We start from the raw sequence: 19,741 nt of genomic DNA on the forward strand, positions 1-19,741 counted from the left end.
TCCCGTCCGCGAACTCTGTGATCGTCTCCGGGCCATCCGCCCAGCGGCCCACCAGGCGGTGAGCAACCGATGTGTGGAATTATCGGTCGCGTCGGAGACGGAAACGCCATCGAGCCGCTGTTGACGGGGCTGGAGAACCTCGAGTACCGGGGCTACGATTCGGCTGGCATCGCCGTCCAGAACGGCTCGGGCATCGACATCGAGAAACGCTCAGGGAAGGTCGAAGAGCTGAAAGAATCGATCGGCGACCCACCGCGGGGCGAGGTCGGCATCGGTCACACCCGCTGGAGTACCCACGGACCACCGACCGACGCCAACGCGCACCCACACACAGACGAGAGTTCGGACGTGGCCGTCGTCCATAACGGCATCATCGAGAACTACGCCGAGCTCAAGGAACGACTGGCTGCCAACGGCTACGAGTTTACGAGCGACACCGATACCGAAGTCATCCCGCATCTCATCCAGTACTACCTCGATGCGGGCTTCGACAGCGAGCGCGCGTTCCGCCAGGCGGTCAGCGAACTCGAGGGCAGTTACGCCGTCACCGCGATGGTGTCTGGCGAGCACGTCCTCTATGCGGCTCGACAGGGCTCGCCGCTGGTCGTCGGAATGGAAGACGGCGAGTACTTCCTCGCCAGTGACGTGCCCGCGTTCCTCGAGTACACCGACAGCGTGGTCTATCTCGAGGACGGCGATGTCGTCATCGTCGACGAGGACGGCGTCGAGTTCTCCGACCTCGAGGGGAACCCAGTCACGCGCACGTCCGAGACGGTCGAGTGGGACCCCGAACAGGCCGGGAAGGGCGAGTACGACCACTTTATGCTCAAAGAGATCCATGAGCAGCCGACGTCGCTGGCCCAGGCGATCGAGGGTCGGATCGACCCCCGAAACGGTCGGATCGCGCTCTCGGACTTCGAACCGGGGACGTTCGACGACGTCGAGAGCGTCCAGTTTATCGCCTGTGGAACTTCCTATCACGCTGCGCTGTACGGCTCGCTCGGGCTGAATCAGGCCGGCGTCCGATCGACTGCGCTGTTGGCCAACGAGTACAGTGTTGCCGCACCGCCGGTCGACGACGATACCCTCGTGATCGCGGTCACCCAAAGCGGTGAGACCGCAGACACCCTGAATGCGCTCCGGCAGGCTACCGCTGAAGGTGCGCGGACGCTGACGGTGACGAACGTCGTCGGTTCGACGGCCGCCCGCGAAGCCGACGATACCCTCTTCATCCGCGCCGGGCCGGAGATCGGCGTCGCTGCCACGAAGACGTTCTCCTCACAGGCTGTCATGCTCACACTGCTGTGCCAGCGCATCGCCGCCGACCAGCAGGGTGAGCCGCCGGCTGACCTCGAGTCGTTGCTGCCAGCCGTCGAGTCGATGCCGAGCGCGCTCGACGAGGTGCTCGATTCCTCCGACGCCGCGACGATTGCCAGACGGTACGACGACAGCCAGTCGTACTTCTTCATCGGCCGCGGGCTCGGGTTCCCCGTGGCGCTCGAGGGCGCGTTGAAGTTCAAGGAGATCACCTACGAGCACGCCGAGGGCTTTGCCTCCGGTGAGCTGAAACACGGGCCGCTGGCACTGGTCACGCCCGAGACCCCGGTGTTCGCGGTCTTCACCGGTCAGGAAGACGAGAAGACCCTGAAAAACGCCGAGGAGGCCCAGACCCGAGGTGCACCCGTCGTCGCGGTCTGTCCCGACGATCATCCCGCCGTTGAGGTGGCCGACGAGCACCTCGCGATTCCGGACACCGATTCCGAGCTGGCGGGGCTGCTGGCGAACGTCCAACTCCAACTCGTCTCCTATCACGCCGCCGACCTCCTCGATCGCCCGATCGACAAACCGCGAAACCTCGCCAAAAGCGTCACCGTCGAATAAGTCGGCCAGCGGTCGGCCGATCTGCTCACATTCACATTCGTGAGCGCTCCCCCGCTCCATCGTCTGGCCACGATGACCTCCTTCAGATCCCGGTGAGCGACGAGTCTGGGCCTCGAGGCCGCAGGACCGAGGCTACCCCCGTCGTCTCGAGTCCACACGGCCTCGGCAGCGATGGCCCGTACTCGGCTGTGTCGAACGCGGGTCGTCACTGTGGCGATCGACGTGCGGTGATGATCTCACCGCTTTCGTGAGTATCGATCACACTCTCAAGTTGAGATAGGTATTCGTCGATGCATAAACACACTTGATTACTCAGGGCGACCGGCGGGGCCAGCTGTGTACGGCTATCCCATAATAGCTACAGATCAGGTTGGCCGGACTGACGGGGGTCACCCGTCCCGGTTCGACGGCACCCAAATGTCGCCTGGAATACAGTACTCTGGCCCGAAATACGGTATTTCGAGAGGGTAATATTGTATTTCTCCAGAGAGCAGCCCTGATACGTCCGATATCCAGAGTGTTTCTTTCCGGTGCTAATAGTCACCAACTGCGCGACCGAGTGGCAGACTCATCGATTATGCGGTCTATAGTAAATACCGTTCTGTGGGTATGGACTGTTGATGTCGACGGACCCATCCGCGAAGTGGACGCCAATGACGTCCGGCCAGCAAACGACTGCCCCTCGGTGTGTCAACTGTGGGAACCAAGTGACTCGACAGTTCGCTCGCGTCTTCGGCGACAATCGTGACGTCGTCCACGCCTGTCCCGACTGCGCGACGTACCGTGAGATGAAGACGTCCGATTTCATTCCGAAAGACGCCCGATAACTGGTCGTGCCAGTGGTGTCTGTCTGCCAGCACTCGTCGATGATTCCCTTCACGCGGACTACCCCGAACCGGTCAGTTAAGGCCGCCTCGTGACGGTTTCGGTCACCAGTGTCTGTGCGTCCGCGAACAACGTTTCGGCGTCCGCTGCCGACCGCGCTTCTGCCGTCACGCGGATCAACGGCTGCGTGCCGCTCGCGCGAAGCAGGAACCACCCGTCCTCGGTCTCGACCCGGACGCCATCGAGCGTCTCGATGTCGTCGTAGCGGTCGTGGACCGCCTCGCTGACCTCGGCCATCACCGCCCCTTTTTCCGTTACCTCGATCGACGTGCGCCGGATGGGATAGCCCTCGATCTCGGCGACGAGTTCCGAGAGCGGCCCGCGATCGGCGACGAGTTCGACCAGCTTACACGCCGCGAGCGGGCCGTCGGGACACCGCGTTTTGTCGGGCCAGATCCACGCCCCGCTGGGCTCGCCGCCGAAGACGACGTCCGGCTCGGTCGTCCGTTCGGCGACGTAGACATCTCCCACCTGCGTTCGGGTTACCGACGCGCCGACAGCCGCCAGTGCGTCGTCGACGGCGAGGCTCGTATCGACCGGTGCCGCGACGCGATCCCCGTCGCCGGCTGCCTCGCGGGCGAACAGGGCGAGCAAGGCGTCTTTCGGGACGAACGTGCCGGTTTCGTCGACGGCGACCATCCGATCGGCGTCGCCGTCGTGGCCGATCCCCACGTCGGCATCCGTCGCCGCGACCAGCGTCTCGAGCGTCTCGAGGGTCTCCGCGTTCGGCTCGCTCGGGCGGCCCGGGAAGGCACCGTCTTCCTGGCCGTTAAGCGTCCGGACCTGACAGCCCAGCTCGTCGAGCACCGCCGCGGTGACGCCGCCGGCACCGGTGCCGAGATCGACGACGACGCTGAGCGGACGCTCGAGATCGACCGCTGCAGTGAGTGCATCGGCGTGGTAGTCCTGAACACCGTCGTGGCTCGTTCGATCGCCGACGCCGTCCCAGGCGGCCAGTTCGTAGTCGTCCTCGCGAATCCGTCGTTCGATCGCGTCGCGCTGGTCGGGGCCGAACGCCTTCCCTGAGGGGTTCCAGAGCTTGATCCCGTTGTCCGTCGCCGGGTTGTGCGAGGCCGTCACCACGACTCCCGCGTCGGCCTCGAGGCGTTCGATCGCCCGCGCGACCGTTGGTGTCGCCTCGACGCCGACCGTGACGACATCCGAGCCACACTCACACAGGCCCGCGCTGACTGCGTCGACGAGCATCGCACCGCTGTCTCGCACGTCACGACCGACGACGACCCGTTCGTACCCCTCCGAGGCGACTGCACGACCGACGGAAAGCGCCAGCCCCGCTGTCACCTCGTCGCCGACGCGACCGCGAATGCCACTAGTTCCGAACATATCGGCCCTGACACGGGCGAGTGCCTTACTATGCGCGGATTACTGGTGCTGCAGTCTCGCGGTTGGCCGTCCGCCCTCGTCAGGCCGTGTCCAACCGACGACGATCGCTGGCCCGCTCGAGCGACCGTCCGTTAGCTGTTGCCTGTTTCGGTGAACTGTCGGTGACGTATATATGACGCACGCAGATATACGCGGATGAACATGCATTGTGACTGTCTCGTGACCTCCCAGTCGAATCGGTCAACGGACGTGGTGACCACACTGAGCGATAGCCATGAGCGCAACTGAACCGGATTCCGAAGAGAGCGTCGAGGCCGACGACCAACACGGAGGATGTGACGAACTGGCGATCGGAACCGACCTACCGCCCAGCGCCAAACTGGTCTACAAGGTCCTCGAGTACGAGGCCCCGCTGACACAGGAAGAACTCGCCGCCGAATCGCGGCTCTGTCCCCGAACCGTCCGGTACGCACTGGGACGACTCGAGGAACAGGGTGTCGTGACAAGCCGCGCCTGTCTCGCGGACGCGCGACAGTCGAAGTATCGGATCGACGACTAAGCCCTCTGTCGGTAGATCGACAGTCAAACGGCTACAGCGCGTGCGCTACCGATGTTTCTGATACTGATCGACCAGTAAGTCGATCCCGAACGCGCCCGACGTGATCTCGTAGTGGGTCTCGAGCCGCGGGTTGAACTTCGCCTTGTATCGGTTGATGCTCGGAACACCGGCACCGACGAGGTCGTACTCTTCGATTCCCGCGTGGAGGCCATCGCGCATGACGTGCCAATCGAGCAAGTCGTTGATCGCGATGTCGATGTCCACGTCCGGTTTGACGCCGCCCTGCCATCGATACCGCGTCCGGTCCGATTCGACGACGAGAATCCCGCCGAGGAACTCGCCGTCGACGCGACAGACGTAGGGACGGATCGCGCCGTCGGGAAGTTGTTCGTGGACTGCCCTGGCGAAGTCGACGCTCAGCCGGAACGGCTGGCCCTGGCTCTCGTAGCGCTGGCGGACCTTCTCGACGATACGTTCGACGTCGTCGGTGTCTCCCTCCTCGATGGTGTAGCTGTCTTCGTCGGCGTTTCGGATGTTGCTTCGTGCGTCGCTACTGAACCGGTTTAGCAGGTCGTCTTCGGAGCCATCGAGGTCGACGACGTACGTGTGACTTGGCTTGACGTCGTAGTCGTTCCAGACGAACGGTCGGACGTCGTCGAGCTTGCCGGTGACGAACTTGCTATACAGCGGCGAAAGTTCGGTCTCGATCCACTCGAGACAGCCGTCGATGAACCGTTTGATCCGGCGGTCGGCCTTGCGCTGTTTGAGCTTGTCGACGTTCAACAGGGCCGGGCCGAGATACGTCGTCCACGAGTGGGGGGCAGGGGAGAACGCGCCGGTCACTGGCCCCTTGGTGTATTCGAAGATGGGAAAGATGCCGACTGCTTCCTGACCTTTGAAGCCCGCGAGCAGGTGCGCTGTCGTGTCGGTATCGACGGCCTGCAACCGGAGCGCTTCCGCCCGAAAGAACGGGTTCGAGTCGGCCGAACGCTCGACGTACCGATTCCACTCCTCGGCATCGGCGTGTGGATTGAGGGTGCGGATTTCGACGCTCATAGATACCCCAGGTCGGAGAGTCGGTCTTCGACGGCCCCATCGTCGGTCGCCGTGATCGGCTCGGGATCGTACGCCGGATACGATCGCTCAGTGCTGCTCTCGATGATCGACAGTGGATCGCCGTCCATCGCAGCGTCGATCGGAACGTCGAACAGCGAGCAGATCGTCGGCGCGATATCGAAGATCGTCGCCCCGGAGAGCGCGGCAGACTCGTCGAACGCCGACCCAGCGGCTGCGACGACGCCGGTTCGTTTGTGGTTCCACGACTCCATCGGCTCGCCGAACTGGCCGTTCCCCAGCGACGCGGCGATCGCGTTGTCGAACTCCGCCGGCACCGTCAGAATGTCGGGTGCGTTCTCGAGATAGGGTCCCTCGAAGTAGGTCTCTCTGGGTTCGACGGCATCGAACATCGGGTCGCCGTCGGGCGTCCGAACTGCCGACAGTTCGTCGATGAGCTCTTGGCGGACGAGCTCGTAGTCCGACGCCGGCACCTGGCCGTTTGGCTCGCGGCCCTCGAGGTTGATCCGGACGCCGAGTTCGCTCTTCGAACGGACGTACGCCCGAGAGTTCGGGAAGTCGACCTGCTCGCTTGCCGCCCGGATCATGTCGTTTGGCACCCGCTTGCCGATCGGCTCTTTCAGTCCGACCGTATCGAGTGTGTTCGCGACCCGCTGGGTCGTAATCCCGACGTTCGCAGCCAGGTTCATCGCCCGCTCGAGCGTGCTCGGCCCGTCGTCGCCGGCGTCCGATCCCTCGAGGAGATCGTTCTCCCAGGACTTCGACCAGTCGGGCATCCCTTCGCCCCCACTCTGGGCGCTGACATAGCCTTCGGACCGCAGGTACTCGTTGACGCGGAACTCGTCGCCGGTCACCTTCCCCATGCCGTGATCGCTGACGACCAGGACGTTCTCGGGGTCCGTTCGCTTGATCGTCTCCTCGAGTTGACGGTCGACCGCCCGATACACGGCCTCGATCGCCGCCTTGTCCCCCGGTCGCTCGTGAAACACCGAGTCGGTCTGCTGGAACTGGAGGAAGCCAAAATCCGGCGCGATCCGCCGACAGAGGTACCGAAAGGCTTTCCCCCGGAGTTCGACCGTCCGCTCGTAGCTCTCGATCGACTGGTCGGGTTCGGGGCTGTTCTGTGGATAGATCCAGTAGTCGCCGCCACAGGCCAGCTTGACGTCCTCGAGGATCCCCTCTGGGTGACAGTCCGGGTCCTCAGGGGCGGTCAGTCCCGGAATCAGGGCCCCATCGAACGCTCGAGCGGGATGGGTCACGGGCATGTTGACGACGACGCTCGCAAAGCCGTGCTCGCTCAGCAGCTCCCAGACCGGCCGTTCCCGAACGTGGGTCGCGTTGACGACATCCCAGTCGTAGCCGTCGAACGAAAGGAAATCGTAGACGCCGTGTTTGCCCGGGTTCTTTCCGGTGTACATCGACGGCCACGCGCTTGCGGTCCAGGGCGGAATCTGGGACTCGAGTGGGCCAGTCGTTCCCAGCTCGAACAGCCGCTGGATGGTCGGCACCTCGCCCGATTCGAACAGGGGCTCGAGTATCGGTCGACACCCGGCGTCGAGTCCCACGACGAGCAGACGAAGGTTTTCTTCGTCCGTCGAACTTGCCATGGGTGCGGTATGTGGTCGGTTGGGCTTTGTTATGCAACTGCTGGGTGGCTGTAACCTCGTACTGGCTGGCTGTACGGTCGGAATAGCCTTCGCGCCGGTGTCTCTCGCCGTGGCTGTAAGGGTCGATTGTCACCCGTTTCAGGCGAGTATCGTCCGCATCACTAAGGTGTCGGATGGTACCGTATTACGTCGATGATCGCCGTTACTGGTGGTCGTCGACACCGATTCGATATATGATCAGTGCCACCCCCTCCGTGTTCGACGCGTCGCTCTCACGGTCGGGGGATGCAGGAATCGACGCGTTCGTCGACCAGCACGCCCCTGACGTCGAATACACGTACTACGGTGCCGGTAAGGTCGCGCTCCGCGACGGTCTCGCTGGCCTCGTCGAGCCCGGCGAGAACGTTCTCGTCCCCGCTTATCTCTCGCCCGCAGTCGTCGAACCCTTTTGCGACCTCGGGCTCGAGCCCCGGTTCTACGCCATCGAGGAGACGCTTGCACCCGATTTCGCCGATCTCGAGAACCGGATCGACGACGACACGGTTGCCATCATGTCGGTCAACTACTTCGGCTTTCCACAGCCCGGCCTTGAGCGGCTTGCGTCGCTGACCGACGAGTATGGCTGTTACCATATCGACGATAATGCACACGGATCGATCAGCGTTGCAGATGGGACGCTCCTCGGGACTCACGGAGATCTCGGGATCACGACGTTACGGAAACTGCTTCCGGTTCCCGACGGTGCGATACTCTATCGTGTCGCCGACGAGGTCAAAGCGGAGTTCTCCCCGTCGCCGCTCGCTGGCAGGGCAGGTCAGGTTACAGCCACCGACTGTCGGTTCGTCACCACGTCTGTCGCCGAAACCGCCTTTGGCTCGCTCTATCGGTCGATCGAGTCGGTGCTCGACGATGGGGCAAACGATCCGTCGTCCGTGGATCCGGGTGGCCGATACGAAGCCACCAAAGCCCCGATGTCGAAACTCACTGCGATGGTCACCGACGCCGCCGATCCGGACGCGATCCGAACTGCCCGCCGAGAAAACTACCGGACGTGGCAACAGGTGTTGGCCGACCGCGATGACATTACGCTCTTCTACGAGCGGCTACCGGAGGGAATCAGCCCATACGAGTTTCCCGTTCGTGCGCGCGATCCGGACGCGTTTCTCACGGCGCTTCACGACTGTGGCGTCGTCGGTGCGCATACCTGGCCGATACTCCGCCAGTCCGTATTCGAGGCCGACAGCTACGACACGGCAACGCGTCTCTCACAGGAGGTTGTCACGCTGCCGGTCCATCAGGGCATCGAGCCGGCAGCGATCGAGACGGTCGGCGACCGACTGCAGCGCTGAGCCGCTCCTCGAACCGCCGTGCGTTCGGTCGTCGTGTCCCTATTCGGTGGCAGCCGGCGGCGACAGTTCCGCACGAACGTCGTCGCTTAACGCGTACCGCCGGTCAGCCGTCCGCTCGAGGACGCCTTCCGTCCGCAACTCCGAGAGCAGACCCTGGACCGCGACCCTCGACCGCTCGACTTCTGCTGCGAGGGTTGCCGCTGCGAGCGGCCCGCGCTCGTCGAGGGCGGCAAGTACCTCACGTGCCGTCTCGGCCGAACATTGTGAGCCCTCGCACGCGCGATCGACGCGGTCACGAATGTCTGTTTCCTCGAGTACCGTCTCGAGGTCGCGTTCGTCGGTGCTGGTTGGCGTCGGCTCGTCGCGTGCGGGTGTGGCTGTCTCGTCTTCCGCGTCGTCTGCAATCGATGCCGTGGCCGCGTCCCAGTCGACCGGCGTGTAGCCGAACTCGAGGTCGTCACCGCCGGCCTGCAGGATCGTCGATTCCTCGTCGGTTTCGGCTGTGGCTTCGCGCTCGTTGACGGTCTCCTGTAACCGCTCATTTCCGTCCCGGAGGTGGCGCAGTTCGTCCTCGAGGGTTTCGATCCGGTCGTCGCGCGCCTCGAGTTGCTCGCGGAGATCGTCGCGTTCGGCCTCGAGGTCGGCGATTTCCTCGTGAAGCCGGCGCAAGTCCTCGCTGCCGCCAGGCAGTTGTGACTGGACCGTCTCGGTGTTCTGCAAGGCGTCTGCCATCTGTTTCGCTGCGCTCGAGACGTCCCGCGCCGAGGAGAGTTCGTCCTCTAAGGTCTCGATGCGCGTTTTCTTCTTCTCGAGTTCGGCCTCGAGTTCCTGGATTCGATCCTGCTTGCGGTCCTTGCGCTCGGAGATCTCCTGGAGATCGCCGACCAGCGCATCTGAGACGGACTTGAGTTCGGGACGCTCGAAGTCGTCGAGCCCCGGCGTCGCGCCGGCGTCGAAGGTCCGCTTGCGGCGAAACTGGACCTTGCGCACGTCGGTTTCGGTCCAGTCGGTCTGGACGAACGCCTGCCCGTCGTCGAGTTCCGAGACGAGTTCCGAATATTCGGTGTCGATGATCCGCCCGACGACCTTGGTGTCGTTATCCCAGGTCAGCCGGTGCCAGACGAGCCAGTTAGCCTGCGTGATGAAGTCCTTCTTGACGTCGGCCGGTCGCTGGCTGATTCCCAGGATACCCAGGCCGTGTTTGCGCCCGCGTTTGCTGATCTTGATCAGTAAGTTGCCGGTCTCGCCAACGCCACCGCCCTCCGGGATGTACTCGTGGACCTCCTCGACGACCAGCAGGAACGGCTTCTTGAGCTTCTTCTCTTTGACGAACAGGTTGCGGGCGACCTCCCGGAGCAGTTCGTCGGCCACGTCCTCGTCGAGATACCCCGAGACGTCGAGGATGACGGGTACGTTCTCCTCGAGTGCGATCGTCGCCATCTGTTCGGCGTGTTCAGGCCCGATCTGGATGTCACACTCCTCGTCGGCCCCGGCGTGGAGCATCTCGTATTCCTCTTTGAGCCCGTAGTACTCCCCGTCCGTGTCGACGATCAGGAGGGGATAGCCGGCCTCGAGCAACTCCTCGGCGATGACCGACGCGGTGTTCGACTTCCCGGAGCCGCTTTTCCCGGTCGCGAACCCGCGTCCGGTGAGGATTTCGATGACGGGGAGCTTCAGATCCGCACCGCGTGCCGTCTCGCCGACGCGGATCTGTCGCTGTCTGGTGCCGTCGCTCACCGGTCGATCACCTCAGTGACGCGCGATTCGGTCATGATATCTGTACAGTCCGAACACGCGACCTTGAAGATTGGCCTCGCCGCGGTCGTCCCGAATATTGTCTTCTGTCAGTCCTCGTTTCGCTCGACCGTCTGCTCGCGGATCGTCATCCCCTTGCGACCGAGGTGCTGAAGCTGTTTTCGCGCGAAATCTTCCTCGCGCGTGCCCCGCGTCGCGAGCACGTAGACGAGTGCACCGCCGGCTGGCCGCATCGTCCGGCCCGCCCGCTGGGTTCCCTGTCGACGCGAGCCGCCCAGCCCGGAGGCGACGATCGCCAGGTCGGCCGTCGGCAGGTCGATCCCTTCGTCGCCGACCCGCGAGATGATCAGCAGATCGCGCTCGTTCCGTCGGAACTCCTCGAGCAGCCGTTGTCGTTCGTAGTGGGGCGTCTCGCCGCTGAGGAAGGGGGTCTCGAGCGCGTCGGAAAGCTCACGGCCCTGCTCGAGATAGTCCACGAAGACGATGGCCTTCGCGTCGGGGTGTGCCGACAGCAGGTATCGTACCTCGTCGATCTTCCCGCGATTCTTCGCCGCGATGCGGTACTTCTCGCGACCGTCGGCCGAACCGTAGGCGTTGGCCTGTTCGTCGTCGCCCCACGGCACGTAGCGGATCTCGAGTTCGGGTTCGGCGACGAAGCCGGCCTCGAACAGCGCCTCCCAGTCGGTCCCGATCGGTGGGCCGACGAGCGTGAAGATCTCGGTCTGGCGGTCGTCCTCGCGGATGGGACTGGCGGAAAGCCCCAGGCGGTGCTTTGACTGTAAGTGCGTACTCCGTCGATACACGTCCGAGGGGACGTGCTGGCACTCGTCGAAGATCACCAGCCCCCACTCGCGGTCGTCAAAGAGCGAGCGGTGGCGATCCATCCCCGCGATCTGGTAAGTCGCGATCGTCACCGGGCGGACCTCCTTGCGACCGCCGTGGTACTGGCCGATCTGGTGGGCCTCGAGCGAGGTGTACTCGACGATCGCGTCGGCCCACTGCTGGGCGAGGTCGCGACTCGGCACGAGGACGAGGGTTTCGCCCTCGACGTGGGCCATCGCGCCCATCGCGGCCACTGTCTTCCCGCTACCCGGTGGGCCGACGAAGACGCCCTCGCCGGCCTCGGCGAATCGGTCGACCCAGTTCTGCTGGTAGTCGCGCAGTCGAACCCCCAGTTCGATCGGTAGCTCCTCTCCGGAGGCGAGTTCGCGGTGGTCCTGGACCGGATAGCCGGCTTCGTAGAGGATTCGCTTGATCGCAGCTTCCGAGCCCTCGCGGACCCAGTCTTCCGTCTCCGAGATCGGCGCGTGGACGTGTTCCTCGTCGAGTTTCTGCCGGGCGACGTTGCCCATAATCTCGGGCGTCTGGGCCTCGAGCATGGTATACCCCTCCTCGTGGGTCACGAGCCGGAACTGGTGGGCCCGGTCCCACTGGCTTTCGACCCACTCCTCGAGTTTCTCGGAGCGCTGGCCGAGCGCCTGACGCATCGTCCGTGCCAGATCCTCGAAACTATCGTGGGGCGTACTCCAGACGTCTTCCGGGCGGACGACGTAGCGATAGCCGTCCTCGCCGTTGGCATCCGCGAGGTGGGCGAACTGGGAGAGTTGCGCGCGGGTAAACTGGTCCGGTCGGTCGACGATGATCTCGCGGCGTTTCGGGAAGACAACGACGCGCTCGCGATCCGTCAGATCCTCGAGTTCGCTGGGATACCAGACGACGGGGTCCGTGGACACGGAGAGTCGCTCAAGCGAGCCCGACTCGGCGAGCGTCTCGAGTCGGTCGCTGGCTGCTTCGTGGGGAATCTCGAGGGCACGGGAGACGGCTGCCGCGGTGAGCACCGGTCGACCGGCCTGCTGGCTGGCGTCGTGGAAGTCGGCGATGGTGAACGCCTCGCCCCCCTCGTTCTCGTCGGACTTCGCGCTGGCGTCGGCCGTCGCGTCCCTGGCCGAGTCGTGAGAGTCGCTTCGCTGCTCGTCGGAAGCCGCCGAAGAACGTTCGTCAGTCACTGCCGGGTCGTAGCGGCGGTGTGGGTAAACCCATTTCGCTCGTGGCTCGAGTACGGGACAACCGTCTCGAGCGAGAACAGCTATATTTGACGTGCTAGCGTTACAAACTCACATGTACCACGCGATCCTCCCAGAGGGACAGATCGTCTGTGAACGCTATGATCACACCGATGACGGGCTCGAGCTGTACGACGCTGATGACAACTTCCTCGCGTTCGTTCCCTATAGCAACCTCCACGCCCTGCTCGACGAGGAGATCTACGAGTCGGACGACCGCTCGGTCATGTAGCCGGCTGCTGGTCGATCGCCTCGAGTTGCTCGCGATACCGGTTGCGGACGGTGACGACGGTCGTCTGGGCGGTCTCGGCGACCGCTCGCTGTGGGATCGTCTCGTCACAGAGCAGGCCGGCGGCGTAGATGGCCGCGGCGGCGAAGCCCGTCGGTGATTTGCCCGAGTGTAGCCCCTGGTCGGTCGTCCGGTCGATGATCTCGATGGCCTTGGTCTCGACGTTCTTGCCGACATCCAGCTCCGAACAGAACCGTGGGACGAACTGTCGGGGGTTCGTCGGCTCCAAATTAATGTCCAATTCGTCCGCGATGTACCGATAGGTGCGACCGATCTCGCGCTGGTCGACGCGTGAAACGGACGTTACTTCCTCGAGACTGCGGGGAATTCCCTCCTTACGACAGGCGGTGTAAAGCGCACTGGTCGCGACGCCCTCGATCGAGCGTCCGCGGATGAGGTCTTGCTCGAGTGCCTGTCTGTAGATGACGCTTGCCGTCTCTTTGACCGGCTTCGGGACGCCTAACGCGCTTACCATCCGGTCGATCTCGGAGAGGGCGTATTTGAGGTTGCGTTCGCCTGCGTTTTTCGTTCGGATTCGTTCTTGCCAGACGCGCAGCCGATGGAGTTGGCCATGTTTGTCCGCGGACATCGAGTGGCCGTTGGCGTCCTTGTTGCGCCAGTCGATGGTCGTGGTCAGTCCCCGGTCGTGCATCGACTGGGTCAGCGGTGCGCCGACCCGCGAGAGGTCGTCGTGTTCCTGTGCGTTGAATGCCCGCCATTCCGGGCCGTAATCGATGGGATCCTCCGTAAGGACGAGGCCACATTCCTCACAGACCCGCTCGCCGCGGTCCGGATCGTGGACGATCGTCTCGGTCTCGCAATCGGGACAGCGGTCGACCTCGACCGCCTCCGACTGCGATTCGTTGCTGGCGTGTTCGATAATAGACCGCGTCATCAGTATCCGACCGAAGCCGTGCAGCCATTGTAAGGGGATACCATGGTTTCGTGGGAAACACCGATTTACTCTGCTGCCGTCAATAGACGAATAAAAGAAGGGTAGACGAACGGTCCGATCATCGGCAGTCTCGGAGACGGCGACGACAGTCGCGTCCCAGCAGTCGCGTCCGGACACAACGACTCCTGGTCGGTCGATTCGCCCCGTTGCCATTAATCGATGTATGGTACATGAAACATGCAGATCGGGATGTCGACTCGAGATGGTAAACCCTGTTTTCGCGTACGAACTGTCACTCGAGTTTATATCCGTTGAGTCGAACGGTCAGTACTGGTGCCGTGTCGTCAGACAGTCGTCCAACTCCACGTCAGTGTCCGATCTCGTTTCGGTCAAGTCGGTTGTACGCCATGGATACACGCGGACAGTCGGTTGATACCATCCAAACGATCGGGCGGTCACAATCGACTGCCATGGCGATGGAACGTCGCCGCTGTCAGCCGGTCGCGAAGTCGCTCCGTACCTACTTTGCAGCCGGTGCGAAACGTGGCTGTGCTTAAGAGTATCTATATTGGTGTACAACCTGGTGTGTCAATCGTGAGTTCGACCCGTCGTTTGAACGTACAGCGGTCGCCGCTACGCCGAGGCTTCGGTGACATCGGCCACCGGGGACAGGAGACAGCGAGTGCGAATGGGGATGCTACAGGTAGGTGGTTCAAATAATGTCCTCCATCGATCAGTCGCTGCCCGATGAAATAACGTCGGTCGCCGCAGACGAGGACGAACGACTCTCGAAGGACGTTATTTTCGAACTCTTAAAGAATCGACGTCGTCGTGAAGTGCTCGCATACTTGCTCGAAGCCGACGAAACGGTCACACTCGGTGAACTTGCAGAACAGATCGCTGCCTGGGAGAACGACACCAGCGTAAACGCGCTCAACTCCGACCAGCGCAAGCGGGTATACGTCGCCCTCTATCAGACCCATCTCCCGAAGATGGACGACGCCGGAATCGTCGAGTACGATCAAGACCGTGGGCTCATTTCGCTTGCGGACAACGCCGACCTGTTGATGATGTACCTCGATACGGATTCCCATCGCCAGGATCGGTGGGACCGATGGTATGCTGGACTCAGTGTGACTGGTGCCACCCTGCTGGGCGCAGCACTCCTCGGGGTGCCGCTGCTGTCGGCCATCCCGATACTCGCCATCTCGGGTGTCGTCATCGCTGCCTTCCTTTGTCTCTCCGCCGCACACGTCGTTCAAAACCGTCATCAGGAACGCAACGTCGACGGGAAACTCTCGCGTATCGACTGAGTGTTCGTTTCGTACCGTGGTGCCGTTTTCTAGCGCATCATTGTTTGTCAGTCATAATCTACCAGATATCGGTTTTATATATGGGTGGATGACGGAATCGGACCGCTGTACTGTGGCGGCTTCCCGCTGCCCGCCAAGAAGACTTTTTACCACTCGACTTCGTATATTCGGACGGCTCCCGACGACCGTCATCCAGTACCGGAACAGTCGCGTGCCAGCAGCTGTTCTCGGCGCGGGGGCCTTCTAATGCGAACCGATCGTCGACTCGAGCGAGTTTGTCTCGAGTGACAGCGATGCCAAGTCGGTGAACACCCCTGTCGCTGCTCGACGAGACTGGATTCTGTAGCCAGCAACTGACACTCGTAAACGCCGACATTACAATGGTGTCCACTCACACGGGTACTGCTATGGTCGGTCTCACTGGGCGAACACCTGCGACAGACGAGCAGTCGTTCGCCACCTCGCTCGAGCCACTCGTTCACACCGATCGGTACGAAGCCGACGTCGTCTTCGAATCAGCGTCGCGCTCGATCGGGACGACGGCGTATCCCGAATATCCGATCCGGATCGTCGAGAACGACGACCGGTGGGTCTGTCTCGAGGGCCGTATCTATGATCGCGACGATGAGACACTCGAGCGCGAACTGCTGACGGTCGCCGCACACGTTCTCTCGGCTGACGGCGACGACGAGTTCCTGACCGAGTGGCTTCTCGAGACCGACGGGGAGTTCCTGCTCGTTGCCGCCGACAAGGAGAGCGATCGGTTCGGGCTGCTCAACGACCCGCTCGGTCGCCTGCCGACGTACTACTTCCACGACGGGGAGACGGTGCTGTTCTCGCGTGAGCTGCGATATCTGATCAACGAAGCGCCGATCGAAGGGTTCGATCCGATGGGGGTCGCCCAGTGTCTGCTCTTTGGCTATTCGCTTGGTGACCGGATGCTCGTCCACGGTGCGAACCGACTGCGTCCGGGGACGAAACTCACTGTCGATCCGGAGCGTGGTGCGGTCACGGAGACGGCGTTACACCGATTCGACTTCGGGGAGCCGGCCTTTGCCGATCGAAGTCGAACACGAAACGCCGCCGAACTCGTCGACCGGTTCAGACAGGCCTGTCGCCAGCGGTCGGGGGATGGCACTCGCGACGTGATCTCGTTGAGTGGCGGACTCGACTCCCGATCCGTGCTGGCCGGCTACCACGCCGAGGGGATTCCGATGACGGCAGCAACGATGGCGTCCGACGACTTCGTGCCACCGTCCGACGTCGAAATCGCCCGGCAGTTAGCCGACGAGTTCGACGTCGACTGGCGTCAGTACGAGGTCGGTCCGCCGGACGGCTCGGATCTGGATCGAATCATCAAGACGAAAAACGGACAGATCGGCCTCCTGACTTCGTTTATTCTCGAGTTCTTCCGGCAACTCCGGGAGGAGTACGACGCCGGCCTCACCTACGTCACCGGCGACGGCGGGGATAAAGCCCTCCCGGATCTCACCCCCGCGAAGCCGATTTCGGACGACTCGGAGCTGGTCGACTATATTATCTCGGAGAACTCGTTTCTCTCGCTCGAACAAGTGGCTAGGATCACGGGGCTGTCAGCCGAGTCGATTCGACGGAGCGTCCGCGACCGCCTTCGCATGTATCCCGAGACGGATCCGGCATCGAAGTACGTCCACTTCCTCGTCTACGAGCGGGGCGTCAACTTCCTGTTCGAGGGCGAGGACCGCAATCGGTTCTTCTTCTGGAGTACGACCCCGTTTTACTCGATCGAGTTCTTCCGGTATGCGATGAACTGCCCGACCGACCAGAAGGCTCGCTACAACCTGTATCGGTCGTTCCTCGAGGAACTCGAACCTGCAGCCGCAGACCTGACACACCCGGATTACGGCGTGCCCGTCTCGTCGACCCGCCACGAAGTTGCGGCGTTCGCAGACGAGTTGCTCTCGCGGTATCCACGGCTGTTCGATGCAGTGCGACCGATCGTCAAATCGATCAACAGCCTCGACACGGACTCGCAGCTACAACCGGATACGGTCGACTGTATTCGCACGCAGATCAAACAGTGCGAGGCTGTCGACGACGTCCTCGTAACCGACGAACTCCGTCGCTTCCTCGATTCGTACACCGATCACGACCGGACGTCCGTGTACCGTCTCTTCGCGATTACGTCCGTCATCGACGACATCCACTCCTCACAGAGCGTACTCGAGTCGCGGTGCGATGCTGTCTTCAGCTGACCGCTTAGCCGAGCTGCTGTCACGGTGTCCAGAGCGGTCTACAGGACGGTCGCGGCCCCGCCGACACCCACTGACAGGCGTCCGTCGCAGTTCGTCGCCGATCTGCCCTCCACCCCTCGTCGGCGTGATGACGAGCTGGCCGACTGCTGGCTCAGAGAGCAGAACAGAACCACGTTCCTACAGCAGTCGGGACTCTCGAGGAATCGCAGCTACCCCACTTCGTCGGCTGGAGAACACACGAGCAAGCCGACTCGTTCGATGACGGGCGTGAAAAACGGAGTCGAGTCCGATCAGTTACTTCGGGCGTTGTATTCGATGTCGACGTTCGCGTTTCCGCTGAGTCGGAAGTCATCGATGTCGCCGTCGAACCAGTAGGCATCGAGTCCATTGTCGACCTTCCCACTGACAGAGCGACCGTCGATTTCGTCGCCAGGATTGATCGATGCGTCGCGATAACTCGAGGTGAGCACCTCGCCGTCGACGCTGAACGCATACGTGGTCCTGCCGTCGGTCTCGGTCCCGTCGATCACGATGGCGTGGGGGAGCAGTTCCTGCTCGCTGTACTGTTCGGGATCGATCCGCTGGTCGTCGACATACACGTGTGCTGAACCACCGAGGAACGTGATGTCGGTGAGCGTCCCGGAGAACCGGAACCGCTGGGCATCCCGTTCGATCGACCCTTCGACCGTATTTCCGGACGATACCGTGGCGTGCTCTTCAGAATTGTCGCCCGCGATCGTCTCGATCGTCCCGTCGACGGTGAGCTCGTAGTTCGCGGTCGTCCCGTTTCCGACCAGCGTCAGCACGTGTGGCTTTTCCTGGCCGTAGTCAGCGGGATCGACCTGCTCGCCGTTGACGAACACCCGCGCGTTGCCGTCGACGGTGAGTTCCTCGAGGTCGCCCGCAAAGCGGAAGCTATCGCGCCAGCCGGCGACGCTGCCCGTGATGTGGCCGCTCTCAATGGTGTCCCCGTCGTCCATCGTGGCTCCCTTGACCGTCGCTTTCTCGACAGCCCCGGAGACCGTAAACTCGTAGCGCGTGCCGCCCGACGTGCCAACGCCGTCGACCAGCAGCGTGTTCTCGAGGGTGTCTGTGCTCTCGTCGGCGCTCGAGGAGCCACTTGAGGGCGTACTGCCGCCGCTGGCAGCCGCTTCGGGGCTCTCGGGACAGCTATCCGGGACGAAGTGCTCGGGGCCGCTGTGGGTCCCCGTGCCGTCGTCGGTGTACACGTGGTCCATATCGATGGACGGGGAATTGTGTGTGACGATGCCGCCGCCAGCGCCGTTGGTCACGACGTGGGTGTTTTCGATCGTGGCACTGTCACCGTAGTTGCCCGACCAGACCCAGATTCCGCGGTTCGCGGCTCGCGTGCCACTCTTGTAGACGACCGAGTCGGAGATCTTACAGCCGTTGTCACCGATGCGGAACGCCGTGTGGTGGTTGTCGTAGGCATAACAGCTGTCGATGTGGATCGTCCCACCGTTGCCGTTGTACGCGGGCGCGGACCCGTAGATCCCGTTACACCCAGCATGACCGAAATGCACGTTCTTGACATCGAGGTGGCCACTGTGGTCGGGGTCGACCCACATCATCAGCGGGCGCTCGTTCGACGGTCGGTCGGGGTTGCCACGTCCCCAGAAGATGTTCTCGAGCGTGGAGGTGCCGTCGCCGGTGTCGGCGATTCCGAAGACAGTCCCGCTGTTCGGTGCCGTGCCCGTCGCGCCGAGCGTTCCGCGGAACCCGATGTTTCGAACGGTCCAGTTCGTTCCCTTGGCGATAATCGTGATCGTGTTCCCGCTTCCGAGGTCGATGAGCTTGTTCTCCCAGGTCTGGCCGGAATCGATGGTGATCGTCTGGCCACGCGCCTCGATGACCTCGTAGTCACCCTCGGCTGCGTGTGCCGCGCTCGTGCCAACGGTCGCCGCGGCAGCCGTCGCGCCGGCTAGCTTCAGGTACGACCGTCGATCCATCAGACTGGCGCCGTTCCGTTCGTCGTTACTCGCTGTCTGTGCGGCGGGACCCGTAGTGTCCCGTCCCGGTTCGTCGCGTGCCATGCGATCTGAGAGGGGACACTACCGAACTATAAACTTTCCCACCTCAGCATCAATAGAACTTCGTGATTTTAATAGAATCTGTACCAGAATATACTGCAATTACCGGTTCTATTCTTGATTTCTTATACGACAAATCGAGAGGCGGCAGCGAGACTCCGAATATGCTCCACGCCGGTCGACAGTATAAAAAGAGCATATCGATATCGCCACTATCTCCACTCGAGGAACGAACGCAAACGCCAGAATCGAGACCTGACGGTTCGACTGTCAAATAAGGCCGCTGATACGGACGCCTGTCAGTGGGTGCCGGTGGGGCCGCGACCGCCCTGCGGATTCGCCGGGATACCGCGACAGCAGCTATCTGAGAAACACAGCGGACAGTGTACTGGTCGTTCGTGAGACCGAGGGCGCCATCGTAGATGGCGCGACAACACCGACA

General features: G+C 62.7%; 14 protein-coding genes. 7 read left to right on the forward strand and 7 right to left on the reverse strand.

The genetic code is table 11. The features are described from left to right. The first annotated feature begins 69 nt into the window (after positions 1–69). Positions 70–1,881, forward strand: a complete 1,812-nt coding sequence (gene glmS / locus ACERI1_RS09145; protein ID WP_373617811.1) for a glutamine--fructose-6-phosphate transaminase (isomerizing) — start codon at positions 70–72, stop codon at positions 1,879–1,881. 620 nt (positions 1,882–2,501) lie between these two features. Then, entirely contained in the window at positions 2,502–2,708 is a 207-nt protein-coding gene (locus tag ACERI1_RS09150) for a hypothetical protein (protein ID WP_373617812.1), read from the forward strand. A gap of 76 nt (positions 2,709–2,784) precedes the next feature. Here the strand turns inward: ACERI1_RS09150 and glmM are convergent, their stop codons facing one another. Beyond that, positions 2,785–4,110 carry a phosphoglucosamine mutase gene (gene glmM, locus ACERI1_RS09155; protein WP_373617813.1) on the reverse strand — a complete coding sequence of 442 codons (1,326 nt, stop codon included), beginning with the start codon at positions 4,108–4,110 and terminating at the stop codon, positions 2,785–2,787. Positions 4,111–4,384: 274 nt separating this feature from the next. Here glmM and ACERI1_RS09160 point away from each other — a divergent pair, with 274 nt between their 5' ends. Beyond that, complete coding sequence (locus tag ACERI1_RS09160; protein WP_373617814.1) at positions 4,385–4,669, forward strand: MarR family transcriptional regulator; 285 nt, start codon at positions 4,385–4,387, stop codon at positions 4,667–4,669. Positions 4,670–4,714: 45 nt separating this feature from the next. On the opposite strand, the gene ACERI1_RS09165 is transcribed toward ACERI1_RS09160, so the two are convergent. Further along, positions 4,715–5,725, reverse strand: a complete 1,011-nt coding sequence (locus ACERI1_RS09165; RefSeq protein WP_373617815.1) for a lipid II:glycine glycyltransferase FemX — start codon at positions 5,723–5,725, stop codon at positions 4,715–4,717. Further along, positions 5,722–7,350 carry an alkaline phosphatase family protein gene (locus tag ACERI1_RS09170; protein ID WP_373617816.1) on the reverse strand — a complete coding sequence of 543 codons (1,629 nt, stop codon included), beginning with the start codon at positions 7,348–7,350 and terminating at the stop codon, positions 5,722–5,724. Before ACERI1_RS09170 ends, ACERI1_RS09165 begins: the two co-directional genes overlap by 4 nt. 233 nt (positions 7,351–7,583) lie before the next feature. On the opposite strand from ACERI1_RS09170, the gene ACERI1_RS09175 reads away from it, so the two are divergent. Further along, positions 7,584–8,699 (forward strand): DegT/DnrJ/EryC1/StrS family aminotransferase, encoded by a 1,116-nt coding sequence (locus ACERI1_RS09175; RefSeq protein ID WP_373617817.1) that lies wholly within the window; start codon positions 7,584–7,586, stop codon positions 8,697–8,699. A 39-nt stretch (positions 8,700–8,738) separates the two neighbouring features. Here ACERI1_RS09175 and ACERI1_RS09180 read toward each other — a convergent pair whose 3' ends face one another. Further along, a complete protein-coding gene (locus ACERI1_RS09180) occupies positions 8,739–10,436 on the reverse strand; it encodes a helicase HerA domain-containing protein (protein ID WP_373617818.1) in 1,698 nt (565 codons plus the stop codon). A 107-nt stretch (positions 10,437–10,543) separates the two neighbouring features. After that, complete coding sequence (locus ACERI1_RS09185) at positions 10,544–12,460, reverse strand: DEAD/DEAH box helicase (RefSeq protein ID WP_373617819.1); 1,917 nt, start codon at positions 12,458–12,460, stop codon at positions 10,544–10,546. A 112-nt stretch (positions 12,461–12,572) separates the two neighbouring features. Here ACERI1_RS09185 and ACERI1_RS09190 point away from each other — a divergent pair, with 112 nt between their 5' ends. After that, positions 12,573–12,749: a hypothetical protein gene (locus ACERI1_RS09190; protein ID WP_373617820.1), complete on the forward strand. Its 177-nt coding sequence runs from the start codon at positions 12,573–12,575 to the stop codon at positions 12,747–12,749. On the opposite strand, the gene ACERI1_RS09195 is transcribed toward ACERI1_RS09190, so the two are convergent. Continuing rightward, entirely contained in the window at positions 12,742–13,701 is a 960-nt protein-coding gene (locus tag ACERI1_RS09195) for a transcription initiation factor IIB family protein (protein ID WP_373617821.1), read from the reverse strand. The two genes, ACERI1_RS09190 and ACERI1_RS09195, sit on opposite strands and share 8 nt — an antisense overlap. Before the next feature lie 719 nt (positions 13,702–14,420). Between ACERI1_RS09195 and ACERI1_RS09200 the strand changes: the two genes are divergently transcribed. Both ACERI1_RS09200 and ACERI1_RS09205 read left to right on the forward strand, forming a co-directional pair. Beyond that, a complete protein-coding gene (locus ACERI1_RS09200) occupies positions 14,421–15,014 on the forward strand; it encodes an ArsR family transcriptional regulator (protein WP_373617822.1) in 594 nt (197 codons plus the stop codon). A gap of 407 nt (positions 15,015–15,421) precedes the next feature. After that, positions 15,422–17,248: an asparagine synthase-related protein gene (locus ACERI1_RS09205; RefSeq protein WP_373617823.1), complete on the forward strand. Its 1,827-nt coding sequence runs from the start codon at positions 15,422–15,424 to the stop codon at positions 17,246–17,248. Positions 17,249–17,538: 290 nt separating this feature from the next. On the opposite strand, the gene ACERI1_RS09210 is transcribed toward ACERI1_RS09205, so the two are convergent. Next, positions 17,539–19,302: a hypothetical protein gene (locus ACERI1_RS09210; protein WP_373617824.1), complete on the reverse strand. Its 1,764-nt coding sequence runs from the start codon at positions 19,300–19,302 to the stop codon at positions 17,539–17,541. Between the last annotated feature and the right edge of the window lie 439 nt (positions 19,303–19,741).

Origin of the sequence: Natrinema sp. HArc-T2 (genome assembly GCF_041821085.1) — an archaeon.
In the GTDB taxonomy this organism is placed as follows: Archaea; Halobacteriota; Halobacteria; order Halobacteriales; family Natrialbaceae; genus Natrinema.

Coding starts and splice junctions, on each gene's coding strand:
- ACERI1_RS09150 (WP_373617812.1), top strand. CDS start 2,502: ATGTCGACGGACCCATCCGCGAAGTGGACGCCAATGACGTCCGGCCAG.
- ACERI1_RS09175 (WP_373617817.1), top strand. CDS start 7,584: ATGATCAGTGCCACCCCCTCCGTGTTCGACGCGTCGCTCTCACGGTCG.
- ACERI1_RS09160 (WP_373617814.1), top strand. CDS start 4,385: ATGAGCGCAACTGAACCGGATTCCGAAGAGAGCGTCGAGGCCGACGAC.
- glmM (WP_373617813.1), bottom strand. CDS start 4,110: ATGTTCGGAACTAGTGGCATTCGCGGTCGCGTCGGCGACGAGGTGACA.
- glmS (WP_373617811.1), top strand. CDS start 70: ATGTGTGGAATTATCGGTCGCGTCGGAGACGGAAACGCCATCGAGCCG.
- ACERI1_RS09170 (WP_373617816.1), bottom strand. CDS start 7,350: ATGGCAAGTTCGACGGACGAAGAAAACCTTCGTCTGCTCGTCGTGGGA.
- ACERI1_RS09190 (WP_373617820.1), top strand. CDS start 12,573: ATGTACCACGCGATCCTCCCAGAGGGACAGATCGTCTGTGAACGCTAT.
- ACERI1_RS09210 (WP_373617824.1), bottom strand. CDS start 19,302: ATGGCACGCGACGAACCGGGACGGGACACTACGGGTCCCGCCGCACAG.
- ACERI1_RS09205 (WP_373617823.1), top strand. CDS start 15,422: ATGGTCGGTCTCACTGGGCGAACACCTGCGACAGACGAGCAGTCGTTC.
- ACERI1_RS09195 (WP_373617821.1), bottom strand. CDS start 13,701: ATGACGCGGTCTATTATCGAACACGCCAGCAACGAATCGCAGTCGGAG.
- ACERI1_RS09200 (WP_373617822.1), top strand. CDS start 14,421: ATGTCCTCCATCGATCAGTCGCTGCCCGATGAAATAACGTCGGTCGCC.
- ACERI1_RS09165 (WP_373617815.1), bottom strand. CDS start 5,725: ATGAGCGTCGAAATCCGCACCCTCAATCCACACGCCGATGCCGAGGAG.